The organism is Psychromonas sp. SA13A, assembly GCF_011378715.1.
Classification (GTDB): Bacteria; Pseudomonadota; Gammaproteobacteria; order Enterobacterales; family Psychromonadaceae; genus Psychromonas.
The window spans coordinates 212,868-226,705 of sequence record NZ_WTKU01000004.1; the positions used below are offsets into that span (position 1 = coordinate 212,868).

At 38.0% G+C, this 13,838-nt stretch carries 11 protein-coding genes; all 11 read right to left on the reverse strand.

Annotation, left to right across the window (positions count from 1 at the left end; translation table 11 throughout):
- Nucleotides 1-25 precede the first annotated feature (25 nt).
- The 11 genes from GQR44_RS06280 to carA all read right to left on the reverse strand — a co-directional run bounded on the left by GQR44_RS06280 (nucleotide 26) and on the right by carA (nucleotide 13,306).
- On the reverse strand, nucleotides 26-889 hold the full coding sequence (locus tag GQR44_RS06280) for an ABC transporter permease (protein WP_166370390.1): 864 nt from the start codon (nucleotides 887-889) through the stop codon (nucleotides 26-28).
- 10 nt (nucleotides 890-899) lie between these two features.
- A complete protein-coding gene (locus tag GQR44_RS06285; RefSeq protein ID WP_166370392.1) occupies nucleotides 900-1,775 on the reverse strand; it encodes an ABC transporter permease in 876 nt (291 codons plus the stop codon).
- Nucleotides 1,776-1,779: 4 nt separating this feature from the next.
- Nucleotides 1,780-2,925 carry an ABC transporter ATP-binding protein gene (locus GQR44_RS06290; RefSeq protein WP_166370394.1) on the reverse strand — a complete coding sequence of 382 codons (1,146 nt, stop codon included), beginning with the start codon at nucleotides 2,923-2,925 and terminating at the stop codon, nucleotides 1,780-1,782.
- 96 nt (nucleotides 2,926-3,021) lie between these two features.
- Entirely contained in the window at nucleotides 3,022-4,092 is a 1,071-nt protein-coding gene (locus GQR44_RS06295; RefSeq protein ID WP_166370396.1) for an extracellular solute-binding protein, read from the reverse strand.
- 610 nt (nucleotides 4,093-4,702) lie between these two features.
- A complete protein-coding gene (locus GQR44_RS06300; RefSeq protein ID WP_166370398.1) occupies nucleotides 4,703-5,269 on the reverse strand; it encodes a PepSY domain-containing protein in 567 nt (188 codons plus the stop codon).
- Between the two features lie 1,050 nt (nucleotides 5,270-6,319).
- Nucleotides 6,320-6,724, reverse strand: a complete 405-nt coding sequence (locus tag GQR44_RS06305; protein ID WP_166370400.1) for a hypothetical protein — start codon at nucleotides 6,722-6,724, stop codon at nucleotides 6,320-6,322.
- A 194-nt stretch (nucleotides 6,725-6,918) separates the two neighbouring features.
- Nucleotides 6,919-7,089: a hypothetical protein gene (locus GQR44_RS06310; protein WP_166370402.1), complete on the reverse strand. Its 171-nt coding sequence runs from the start codon at nucleotides 7,087-7,089 to the stop codon at nucleotides 6,919-6,921.
- A 15-nt stretch (nucleotides 7,090-7,104) separates the two neighbouring features.
- Nucleotides 7,105-8,136: a hypothetical protein gene (locus GQR44_RS06315; protein WP_166370404.1), complete on the reverse strand. Its 1,032-nt coding sequence runs from the start codon at nucleotides 8,134-8,136 to the stop codon at nucleotides 7,105-7,107.
- A 3-nt stretch (nucleotides 8,137-8,139) separates the two neighbouring features.
- Nucleotides 8,140-8,499: a hypothetical protein gene (locus GQR44_RS06320; protein ID WP_166370406.1), complete on the reverse strand. Its 360-nt coding sequence runs from the start codon at nucleotides 8,497-8,499 to the stop codon at nucleotides 8,140-8,142.
- A 373-nt stretch (nucleotides 8,500-8,872) separates the two neighbouring features.
- Entirely contained in the window at nucleotides 8,873-12,103 is a 3,231-nt protein-coding gene (carB, locus tag GQR44_RS06325) for a carbamoyl-phosphate synthase large subunit (protein WP_166370408.1), read from the reverse strand.
- A 54-nt stretch (nucleotides 12,104-12,157) separates the two neighbouring features.
- Complete coding sequence (gene carA, locus GQR44_RS06330; RefSeq protein WP_205962982.1) at nucleotides 12,158-13,306, reverse strand: glutamine-hydrolyzing carbamoyl-phosphate synthase small subunit; 1,149 nt, start codon at nucleotides 13,304-13,306, stop codon at nucleotides 12,158-12,160.
- Nucleotides 13,307-13,838 lie beyond the last annotated feature (532 nt).

Sequence of the window (13,838 nt, forward strand, 5' to 3'; positions counted from 1 at the left end):
CACGGAAGAAAAGCACCCACTTTTTTTATTCAGCAGTACTTTTCCGACCTGATAAAAAGTAATTACCTAATGCCAATACCACACTTGCTAACATTAACAATAATGAAACAACATTAATCACCGGTGTCGCGCCCTCTCTTAGACGGTCATAAAGCGTGATGGTTAAAGGGCTATCCGAGCCAACTAACATCAGAGTCGTATTGAAGTTCTCAAAAGACATTAAAAAACTGATCACGGCAGCGCCAATAATTGCAGGTAATAAATACGGAATAGTAATTGTACGTATTGCTTGTAATTTAGTGGCTCCCAAGTTCAAAGCAGCTTCCTCTAAACTTAAATCAAAGCTGCGCAATCTGGCAGCTACAATTAAGGTGCAAATCGTAGTAATAAAAGCAAATTGACCAATTACTACCAATGTTAAACCTGGCCTCAACAATTCAATATCGATTGCCCATACATCATCAAAATAATTAGCAATGCTTGAACTCATGATTAAAATCGATACGCCTAAAATAACTCCAGGTATTACCAAAGGTAATAACATCAACATATATAAAACACTTTTTCCTCGAAATGTTGCCCGTTCAAACAAAAAAGCATTATTGACTGCTAACGCAACAGCCAAAACCGTCGTGCAAGTTGCAACTAGAAAGCTGGTTGCAATTGATTGATATAGCTGAGGGTCGTGAAATAACCCTAGCATCGGCTCTTGATCAGAGAAAAACCAATCCCAAGTAAAACCATGCCAAGGGAGAGAGGGAAACATACTGTCATTGAACGCAAATACAGCAACAACCACTAAAGGAGCCATTAAAAAAGTAAAAAATATAAAAGCATATATCCTAAAACTAGACTTAAACAGTGCTGACTGCGGAATCGATGGGATCATACAGAGTCTCCTAGGACATCACTTTGCTGAATGATTGACGGCTAAGTTTCAACCCAAGCCAAACAATCAAAGAAGAAATACTTAACAATAGAACACCAAATGCCGAGCCCTGTTGCCAATTAAACCGCGTAATAAATTGCGTAAATATTTGCTCAGTGAACCATAAACTTGATTTACCACCCAATAAAATAGGCGTTAAATAATTACCCAGCGTAAGCATAAAGACCACAATGCAGCCAGATACGATGGCAGGTTTAGCATGCGGCACAATAATGTGCCAAAACACAGATAATCCGTTGCCGCCTAAGTCATATCCCGCTTCAATATAACTATCATCAAGACTTTCTAAGGTAGATGTTAACGGCACAACCATAAACAGCATACTGCTATAAACTAGCCCTAACATAATGGTGGCATCGGTATATAGAAACTCAATCGGCCCTTCCGTAAAGCCTATATATTGTAGAAAAGAGCTGATCACACCACTTTCACGTAACAGAATCATCCAGCCATAAGTTCTGACTAACTCACTCACCCAAAATGGAACCAAACAAAGCACCAACAACAAGCCCTTGGCACGACCTCGTAACATCTTTGCGATGTAGTAAGAGATTGGAAAAGCGATGATTAACGTTAATATAGTGGCAATTATTGACATCACAGCAGTGCGCAGAAAAGTGTTCCAATAAAGAGGCTCAGTAAAAAATTCAATATAGTTACTCAAACCATATTCATAGATGCGTGGTGCAACACGCTCTTGCAATGAAATATTCAGCATGGTCAACTGCGGCAAAATAACTAACAATACTAGCCATAGTAATAACGGGCAAAGCAGTAACAGTAAGCCTAATTTAAGCGGTGTGTTTGATTTTCCTTTAATGGCCATCTATTCATTTGTCCTGTATTTTAGGAAAAACGTTAACTTGCTGCATAGGAAATGAAATTTGTAATTTATCGCCTTTCTTTAAGTGCATAAATTCAGCAGTTTGTGGTAGTTTCACTTTTATCTCTTCGCTAGAGGTTTGCTCTTCTACTAACAACTGACTATTTGCACCATCAAATAAAATATTGTTCACTTTGGTATGTAGTTGATTAGTATGTAATTGATTCGTTTGTAATTGAGTACTTTCTACTTTAGATTCTAACATCGGTGAAATATGGATAGCTTCAGGGCGTATAAACACCTCAACCTCTGAACCAATAATAAACGTTTTAGTCTCAGGTTTTTGTACTTGTAGCACTAAGCCTGATACTGTTTTTACCTGTAATGAATCTGATAAAATATCCATTACCTTAGCTGACCACTTATTACTATCACCAACAAAACCTGCTACAAAGGCATTATCTGGTTGAAAATATAACTGCTGAGGATCACCTACTTGTTGAAATTGGCCATGATTCATCACCGCAACCTGATCGCTCATCACTAACGCTTCCGATTGGTCATGGGTAATATAGACAAAAGTGGTTTCGAATTCCTGTTGTAGTTTTTTTAGTTCTACTTTCATGTGCTCACGCAACTTCAGATCTAAGGCGCCTAAAGGTTCATCCAGTAACAAAACATCAGGATTCAGCACCAAGCATCTCGCAATCGCTATCCGCTGTTTTTGTCCGCCAGATAATTGTGCTATTTTCTTTTCGCCACTGCCACTAAGGTTAACACGCGCTAACACTTGCTCTACTTTATGTTTGATTTCAACTTTATTAATCCCTTGGCGATGCAAACCATAGGCAATATTTTCTGACACATTCATATTAGGGAAGAGTGCTAAGTGCTGAAAAACCATATTAACCGGGCGCTTATTAGGCGCAACGCCAATCATCGATTTACCTTTGATAAAAATATCACCCGATGTCGGGTCGTCAAATCCAGCTAACATACGCAGCAGAGTGGTTTTACCACAGCCAGAAGGCCCTAGAATAGAAAAGAAACTGCCCTTTGGGATGGCAAATGAAACTTGGTCAACGGCAGTGAAATCATCAAATTGTCTAACGAGATCAGTGCACTGCAAATCAAAATCCGTATGATTAAGCAAATGAGTTCCTAATTAATAATTGAATGGGTTTTACAATAAAAAAATTTAGGTGCAACCAAAGTTACACCTAATTAATGCTAATTAAAATACTGAATGCTATTTTGCTGCTTTAACGCGGTCTAATACTTTACCTTCAATCATTTCTAAGCCAGCAGGCACCGGTGGATACCACTTAATGTTATCAATTGACGCAGTATCAAAGCTTGATTGATACTTAGCTCTCAATGGCGCATTAACAAATTCATCAGCTCCTTTAGACGCAGTAAAATTGCCTGCAGCGTCGGTGATCATCGCCGCTATTTTTGGTTGCATTACAAAATTTATCCACTTATAAGCAGCGCTTTCGTTTTTACTTTTACGTGGTATTACAAATGCATCTATCCAGCCTAATGCACCCGACGTTGGCGCAATAAAATTGATCGCCTGATTGTCATCATGTAATTGCCAGCCGCCAGCATCCCAAGCCATTGCAGCAACAGTTTCATCAGTACGCATTAAGTTTTTCATCGCATCGCCACCGGACCAATAGGCCTTAACGTTACCTTTACAACTAATTAGCTTATCCTGCACTTTTAGCATAATTTTTTCATATTCTGCAGGATCGTTATAAGCAGCAAATGGGTCTAAGCCCATAGAAAAGGCAAAAGCTATTAAAGTAGGACGTTTTAAACGATAAGTGACTTTGCCCATATAAGCATCGTTACATAGGTCAGTATAATCTTTTACATCGGCTGCTTTTTCAGAATTAACAATTAAACCAGAAGTACCCCAGATGTGCGGAACGCCATATGATTTACCATCATATATCGACGATTGTAATGTGGAATCCAACATACTAGCCACAAATAAACTCTTATCAATTTTTGATAAATCAATCGGTTTATAGATATTAAACTCAGCTTGTGCGCTGGCTATTCTATCTTGGCTAGGTTGAGCTAGGTCAAAACCGCCGCCACGGGTAGCAGACAACTTGGCAATCATGTCTTCATTATTAGATTTAGTCACCTCAACATCGATGCCAGTTTCAGCTTTAAACATATCTACAACGGTTTTTGGCGCATAACCACCCCAAGTGAGTAACCGTAATGTTTCCGCATTAACAGATTGTGCTGTTATACATAAGGTAAAACCGACTGCAATTAGTGACTTACAATTTGAAATTTGCATTATTCTCTCCATAGATGTCTGTTATAACTAAAAAAGTAATACCAAATAAGAGAATCAATATAAGCAAAATAGTATGACATAAACATGACAGAGGTAATATTTATGTCAAAGATAAGACCTCCATCAACTAACGAGAGATAATAGATTAGAGGTGAATTGGATAAAAATGCACTAATTACTAACAACAATTGACTAAGATAGAAGTTGAACAGGGCATATAAAGTAACGACTTCCACCACACAACAAAGCATGGTGACCACATGCGGAATACCATGATAGAAAGGCATATGAGACAGGGAAATTGGTGATTAGCAAGATTGAGCCATAACAAACTACCTCCAAGTGCAACAATATGCATCTTCAAAAGATAGTTTGTAAATAATCATCAACCAAAGTTTATAGATTTCCAGCACTTCACATCCAGAACGTCCCATAACTTGACTGCTCACTATCCAAGATTCAGGCTACCGACAATTAAACTCGGCGTGGCAGCCTGATTGACCCTTCCTTAAATCTATAAAGTGAAATAGCCAAAAGATGGCGTTGTTATGACAAATAGCAAACGTTCATAGACTTGAAATAAGTTATCAATATATTGTTTATAAAAAACTTAACTGCTTATCACCATGGCAACAAATAATGCAATGCTGAGCAAAGCAGAAATGAGTGTTAGCTGCCGTAACTTTGGCATTTGTAATGCAATCAAAAAACCAGAGATAATTAGTAACAGTAAAGCAATGGCAAACGCAGTCGCATAGACTTTAAAAGGAGTACCACCTTTTGCTTTGTGTAGCTGTACAAGCTGTCGATACCAGCTAGCATTTTCTATAGTTAATGTAATAATTAAAGGCTGAAATGTAGGCGCTAAAACAACATTAACGGTTGAACCACTCCATTCTAGCTGAAAAGAAGAACCTATTTTTTTAATTTTCGCATTACCTGATGGCAACCCTACATCTTGTTTTTGTAATTCATTTTTTGCCAATGCTACAAGCTCTGTCAGTCCTCCTTTAATTGGCTCTTTTATATGTAGTTCCTGGGTCGTTTTCTCAGTTCCACCTTTTATACCCCAAGTATAAAGTGCACCTGTTACAAAAAACATAATTGCCACAGGTAAGATAAAAGCGGCAAGTAACGTATGTGCTTTAATTAATAGCGAACGATTTATTTTTTCCATTAGTCTTTTCTCTGTCTCTTTTTTGTTGCTTTAAGTAGCTGTAGAACAACTCATTTTCAGCCCACGGATTTAAATAATACTAATTACGTTAAGTATGTGATCTAGATTTCGCCTAGGAAAAACAACGTAATTCAAGGCGCAAACAGTTGTTCCCTTTACTAAATTTATAACCAAGAAATCCACCATTTTAACCAGTAAAATAGACCGCTATTTATCGTCATTGGTATAAGCGGGCACAGTAATTGACATTCAATACAGATTCAATAAATTATTCTATTTTCAGTAAGTAATTGATTAAATTAGAGGGAAAGTAGCTTTCTATAGGTAATTACTAGCGGTTTACAGGCTGAGTGCGCTGCTCTTATCGTGATGCAATCGACGACTCAGGTTCACACAGAGATGGACAAAGCATTGATGGGCTATAACGACTATACGTTGATGACCTTTAACACAATAAAACTAAAAAATATAGTAACAGTAATTTATCCCCCTACTTTACAACACGGTTAATACCTCTGTTTCAAACCATGGATTTTTCTTTAACCAGATATTATTACGCGGGCAGGGATGCGGAAAAGGCATAACTTGCTCTCCATAAGTAGCCCAGTTTTTTGACTATCTCGGTAAGATTTTTTCAGATTATTTAAATGCTATGCCAAAAGCTTATAGCCCGATGACAAGTGTGAGCTGAATATACACAAATGGTGCAAGCACGAACTTCTGTTAATAATTGATTGAATTTTTTTGTTTTCATGGCTTGAATTCAGATCATAAATGCATAGTTTGAATGGATGGAAAAAACAGTCAGGAGCATCGTTACTAATCACTTTTTATTCTGAAAGAGATGCAAAATGAAAACATATAAGCAACCGACTTAGGAATAACAATGACTGATTTATATACTAAATGAAACAGGTATGAGTCAAAATAAAATGGCTAAACTACTTAATAAGCAAATTAACTATCAGTAGAGGGTTTTCTTGTAATACAGGAAGGCTGAGAATCAGCAGTCAAAATATTTTGACTGTTCGATGTATTTATAAGTATATTTTATTGGCCAGTTATAGGATCATTTTTTGACACAATAAAAATTAAATAAAGCACAATAAAATCAGCTAATAAGTGAAAGCCAAGGTTTAATAAAAGGCCTCCCTGATCTAATCTTTCAAGTGATGCTTTATATACCTCGTAATCAATATTAGCTATAGAAGCAGTGCATTTGGAATCTAAAATATTAACTATTTTTGTCAAACTGTTAATTGTTTTATATAAGGCTTCAAAACTGAACGATAAGAAGATGGCAGCAGATATACCAACGCCAATACGTTTTTGTCTTGCCCAAGCATTATTTCTGGAAAAAACCCAGCCAACCAAACTCGCAATACCCGCAACGTAAAACTGCCAAAAAGTTATTATTTGATCGCTTATTTTAAATGCGATATCGAGTTCAGGCATAAAAATTTATCTCCTTACATCCTAGTACTAATTGGTAGTCACTAATATTTCTGCATAAAAAGCAGAATTATTTAATATAAATACCACTCAATTATAATTAATTATTTAGCATTAAAATTAAATAATAAATCGTTGAGCAATCTGCTAATTAGCATATTTAAAGTATAACGACTTCTCCCCAGCTACTACACCATCTAAGTCTCAACTAATATTTTTAAAACAGATACGGGTATACCGTCAACTATTCTCTCCTCTATTGTTAACTTTTTTACTACCCCACTATGTTCATTAATCATATCCAGCGCTGATTGAATTTCTACTTTACTTTGCTGTGAAATAACTACTTCTACATTATTAATAGGCATGATGACCCCCTTTAATTAACTGTTATTAGATAACCATTTCTGAATCTTCTCAATTGTTGATTTATCGCCAAGAGATACAGTTTGATTTTTTAACAGTGACTTTTTATCATCTACGGACATATTATTGCTGAATTTTTCATCGGGTTGAGCAATCCCCATTTCAATCATTTCTTTAAGTGCAGTGTCTAATTGTTGATCAGTAGAAAAATTATCAATGATATTATTGGCCTTTAAAGAAACCTCTTTTCCTAAATTCCGTTGTGCAGTAATTTCAGTTTTAACCTTTTTTTCAGCTGCTTCAATTAATTTTTCAGAAACTTCATCATCACCAATAATTTTAGTAATAACAGAGTTTCTAATGGTAGGATTCGCAGCTAAATAACTAGCTGCTTTACCCGTTGCATAAAACTGAGTCACTGAAAATCCAGATTCATTTACCCCGGCGTTTTGGGAGGTACCGGTCGTCGCTATCATGGACGGAATTGACAACGTACCTGCTGTTGAATTTTCCTTAATTGGTACATAAGCAAGCTCTTTCCGTTTATATCCGAGCGCAATACTGTCTGGTGTATAACCTCTTTCAGGTGCAAAACTTGTAGTAAACCCCAGTGTTGTTTTGGTTCCAAAAAAGTAACGTTTATTATCGTCGTTAATCGTGCCTTTTATGCTGGCAGGTTTATCAATAAGTTGAGAAAAATCAACTGATTGATTATTGATTGGATTCGACTCCGAACCTAAATACTGACTCATGATGACAGCGGCATTACCTACCCCAAAATTTTGTGAGACTCCTGCTCCAAAGACCCCCGAAGAAATACTCCCTTCCGCATTAACACTTGATAACAAAGGAAGTACTTCTCCATCTTCAGCGACCGGTGCAATACTCCCTTCATAGCGACCATAACCGACATCAAACGTAAGTGGATTGGTATCTATATCTATGGCAACCGACGTTTTAGTTACAAATAAAATACTATCCTGCCCCAGTGAACACCCCATAAGGCTGACACATGAAAAGGTAATTAAAGCGCATCGTGTTATGCTCATAATTTACTCCTTATTTAGGTAGATGAAGGTGCAATTAATTTTTTTGAGGTAATTCAGGGTGGAGCTTTTAATATAGGAATTGTTATCGATGAAGATAGTGCAAGCATCTTTTGGCATACTTAGTTTTTTGGAATTTTGATAGCCGATTACAAAGTCATTATCTACCAAACCAATACCGACAAAATAATATTCGGTATACATACCTTCACTAGGAGCATTAATAACATTAACAAACCCAAATTTTCGAGTAATGTTAACTTCATCATTTGAAGATACTTTGATGACAGAGCAAGAACTAATACTAGTTATTACAATAAAAAATAAGAATACTTTCATACCCTCTCCAACTTTAAACATAGCCAAATTCATCGACCTTTGTTTAGCTGATATATACAGAAGTTTCTTCAAAATAGTCCAAAATGCATTTATCTATCTAAAAACTCTCCAACGACACTCCATAAATTTACCCTAGGCCCTTATCGCTTTTATTCAACCAAACCAGACACAATATCAACTTTAGGTCACATACAAACATGTAAAATACAGTTTAAATTGTGACAAGCATCTAGTTTTGTAGATTTATATCTTGCTTATTAGAAAGGAAATTTGTAGGTATTTATATTGGCTATTAGTAAGTAATTTAAGTAATTCGCTTACTAATAACCAAAAAAAGCCACTCAATTGAGTGGCTTCTTGTTAGCTATTTAAACTAGATTATTGATTATCAAATTAATGATTAACCATTAATGCGTTTATGTAGCTCTTGAACTGAACTTACTGTTGCTTCTGGTGCTGTTGGGTCAGCAGTATGAGCACGGCAAGTTGCAAATGCACCGTTTAGCGTTGTGGTGTAGTTTACTTTGTAACGTAATGCTGCACGACGTAACTGACGTGAATCTTCAATTGATACACGCCCTTCTGTTGTGTTCACAATGTATTTGTATTCACTGTTTTTAACACGGTCAAGAATGTGCGGACGACCTTCGCTCACTTTATTCACAAGGCGAGCATGAATGCCTGCATCTTGTAATACGATCATGGTGCCGTGCGTTGCATCTAGTTCAAAGCCTAAGTCCAGCATTTGTTGTGCGAGTTTAGCAACACGCTTTTTATCACTGTTACGTACAGAGATTAAGGCGCGGCCAATTTCAGGTACTTCTTTAGTTGAACCTAATTCAGCTTTTGCATACGCTTCAGCAAAGGTAGCACCTGCACCCATTACTTCACCTGTTGAACGCATTTCTGGGCCTAAGATTGGATCTGAGCCTGGAAATTTGTTGAACGGTAATACTACTTCTTTAACAGAGTAATACGGTGGAATAACTTCTTCAGTAATACCAAGTTCTTTCAGCGTTTTACCCGCCATCACACTTGCGCCTATTTTAGCAATTGGCACACTGGTCGCTTTAGATACAAACGGCACAGTACGTGCTGCACGAGGGTTTACTTCAATCATGTAAACTTCGTTATCTTTAACGGCAAGCTGTGTATTCATTAAACCAACAACGCCTAACTCTAATGCGAGGGCCTTAATGTAGCCACGCATTTCGTCTTGGATTTCAGCACTTAGTGTATAAGCAGGTAATGAACATGCAGAGTCACCAGAGTGAACACCCGCTTGCTCGATATGCTCCATGATGCCACCGATAACCACATCAGTACCGTCACAGATTGCATCGATATCAACTTCAATTGCGTCATCTAGGAAACGGTCAAGAAGAACAGGAGATTCGTTAGAAACACTTACCGCTTCTTTAAAGTAACGACGTAAATCAGTTTCGTCATAGACGATTTCCATCGCACGACCACCTAGTACATAGGAAGGACGTACAACTAACGGATAACCGATACGTGTTGCTGAAGTCACTGCTTGTTCAAGCGTGGTAACTGTATCGTTTTCTGGTTGTTTAAGGCCTAAACGCTCAACTACTTGTTGGAAACGTTCACGGTCTTCAGCGCGGTCAATCGCTTCTGGTGAAGTACCGATGATTGGCACGCCAGCGGCTTCAAGTGCGCGAGCTAATTTAAGTGGCGTTTGACCACCGTATTGCACGATAACACCTTTAGGTTTTTCAACGCGTACGATTTCAAGCACATCTTCAAGCGTGATTGATTCAAAGTATAAACGGTCAGACGTATCGTAATCCGTTGAAACTGTCTCTGGGTTACAGTTAACCATAATCGTTTCGTAACCGTCGGCACGCATTGCTTGCGCTGCATGTACACAACAGTAATCAAACTCAATACCTTGGCCAATACGGTTAGGACCGCCACCAATGATCATGATTTTTTCATTATCAGTTGGGTTAGCTTCACACTCTTCATCGTATGTTGAATACATGTAAGCCGTATCAGATGAAAACTCTGCAGCACAGGTATCAACACGTTTGTAAACTGGATGTAGATCAAACTTCTCACGTAATTTACGTACTTCAGTTTCAGATGAACCAATCACAGTAGCGATACGGCTATCGGCAAAACCTTTACGTTTTAATTTACGTAATGTGTCCGCATCTAAAGAACGTAAACCGCCTTCAGCTAGTTTTTTCTCTTCTAAGATTAAATCTTCGATTTGAACCAGGAACCAGTTATCGATCATAGTGATATTATGAATTTCTTCCATCGTCATACCTAAACGGAATGCATCACCGATGTACCAAATACGCTCAGCACCAGCTTCACGTAGTTCGTATAATACTTTGTCTTTTGCGCCAGCATCGTTTAAATCAACCATTGGGCTGAAACCATCAGCGCCCACTTCTAAACCACGAAGTGCTTTTTGTAATGATTCTTGTTGGTTACGGCCAATCGCCATTACTTCGCCAACTGATTTCATTTGTGTTGTTAAACGCGAGTTAGAGTTTGCGAATTTTTCAAAGTTAAAACGCGGGATCTTAGTAACAACGTAATCGATTGTTGGTTCAAATGATGCTGGTGTTTTACCGCCAGTAATATCATTTTGCAATTCATCAAGCGTGTAACCAATCGCAAGTTTTGCAGCGATTTTAGCGATAGGGAAACCCGTTGCTTTAGACGCTAGTGCAGATGAACGTGATACACGTGGGTTCATTTCAATTAGAACCATACGGCCGTCTGCAGGGTTGATACCAAACTGAACGTTTGAGCCACCAGTTTCAACACCAATTTCACGTAATACAGCTAAAGAAGCGTTACGCATTAGTTGGTATTCTTTGTCTGTTAGTGTTTGCGCAGGTGCAACGGTAATTGAGTCCCCCGTATGAATCCCCATTGGGTCAAAGTTTTCAATCGCACAAACAATGATACAGTTATCATTTTTGTCGCGAACCACTTCCATTTCATACTCTTTCCAGCCAATTAATGATTCATCAATCAATAATTCACTCGTTGGAGAAAGGTCTAACCCGTTTGAACAAATATCGTCAAATTCTTCTTTGTTGTACGCGATACCACCGCCTGTTCCACCCATAGTGAATGAAGGGCGAATAATACAAGGGAAGCCAACCATGTCTAATACACCGTAAGCTTCTTCCATTGTATGTGCGATACCTGCACGTGGACATTCAAGTCCAATTTTCTTCATGGCTTTATCAAAACGACTACGGTCTTCAGCTTTATCAATTGCATCCGCTGTTGCGCCAATCATTTCAACATTGTATTTCGCTAAAATACCTTTTTCTTCAAGCTCTAATGCACAGTTAAGCGCCGTTTGGCCACCCATTGTTGGTAATACTGCACATGGGCGCTCTTTAGCGATAATTTTCTCAACCACTTGCCAGTGAATGGGTTCGATGTAAGTCGCATCGGCCATTTCTGGATCTGTCATGATGGTTGCAGGGTTAGAGTTTACCAAGACAACACGGTAACCTTCTTCTTTTAACGCTTTACAAGCTTGTGCGCCTGAGTAATCAAACTCACAGGCTTGACCGATAACAATCGGTCCAGCACCAATGATGAGGATAGTTTTTAAGTCATTACGTTTTGGCATCTGAATTACCTTTAATATCTGTTCTATGTATTCGAAAACAAGTGTTCTGATTAACTAAGCGTTTTTGTACTGTTCAATCAATTCAATAAAGTGATCAAATAAAGGCGCTGCATCATGTGGGCCAGGGCTCGCTTCCGGATGACCTTGGAAACTAAATGCCGCTTTATCAGTACGATGAATACCTTGTAATGAACCATCAAACAATGACACATGCGTCGCACGTAAATTTGCCGGTAAGGTTGCTGCATCAGCCGCAAAACCATGGTTTTGTGCAGTGATCATAACAACATCACGCTCTAAATCTTTCACAGGGTGATTAGCACCGTGATGACCAAATTTCATTTTCACTGTTTTTGCACCACTTGCTAATGCAAGTAACTGATGCCCTAAACAGATACCAAATACTGGAATATCAGTTTTTAGAATTTCTTGGATTGCTTCAATCGCGTAAGTACATGGTTCTGGATCACCAGGGCCATTAGATAAGAAGATACCGTCTGGATTCATTGCTAACACTTCAGATGCAGGTGTTTGTGCAGGTACCACGGTTAACTTACAATCGCGGTCAGCTAACATACGTAAAATATTACGTTTAACGCCATAATCATAGGCAACAACATGGTATTTACAATCTGTTTTGGGCTCTGGTAATCCACCTGTTAACGTCCAGCTACCTTGTGACCATTCAAATGATTCTGAAGTTGTCACTTCTTTAGCTAAGTCCATCCCTTTTAAGCCAGGGAAAGCTTTCGCTTGTGCCAGTGCAGCAGCTTCATCGATATTTTCACCAGCAATAATACAACCTGCTTGCGCGCCCTTTTCACGTAAAATACGCGTTAGTTTACGTGTATCGATATCAGCAATACCCACTACATTACGTGTGGTTAAGTATTCGCTTAAAGATGCTTGACTACGGAAGTTGCTTGCTAGAAGAGGTAAATCACGAATAACAAGACCACATGCATGAATTGATGGGGATTCTTCGTCTTCGTCGTTGGTGCCGGTGTTGCCGATGTGGGGGTAAGTGAGTGTAACGATTTGTCGTGCATAGGATGGATCAGTCAGAATTTCTTGGTAGCCTGTCATTGACGTGTTGAAAACAACCTCACCAACAGAACTCCCATGAGCGCCAATTGATACGCCTTTAAAAACAGTCCCATCTTCCAATACCAGTATGGCAGAATGACTCAAGTTAACCTCCATGAATAGCAAATAAATAAAAATTTATATAATCTGAGTGAGGCCATGCAGAGCATTTTTTCACCAGAAAATAGTAAAATTTGGCAAATTCCGCGTATTTTATAGATCTTCTGTGACGTTGGCCATTTAATTTTTAATTTTTTGTAAAAAAAATTACATAAATCTCAATTCATTTATCGCTATAAATATGTTAGCAAATGCTAGAAAAGTTACGGAGATCAAGTTTCGTTTATTTTAGTGCTCGAACAGCTAGAAATTAATGACAGTGGAGATAAAGAAGAGTAGCGTTGAGGGGGAAATAACGGTTACTGAATATAGTTTAATCAATCAATAACCGTTTGATTTTTAAGACAGTACTTTAATTAAAGTTAAAGTAGCTGGCAAGGTTGGGATCAAAAACACAACCAATAAACCAAGAAAATGACGTAGGCTATATGGGTCTTTAAAATTTTCTTCTGACACGGTAACTTCCTTAACTTAAAATAGATAAATTGATTTAGATCAATGTTATTGTAACGTAAATTGATTGAAAATC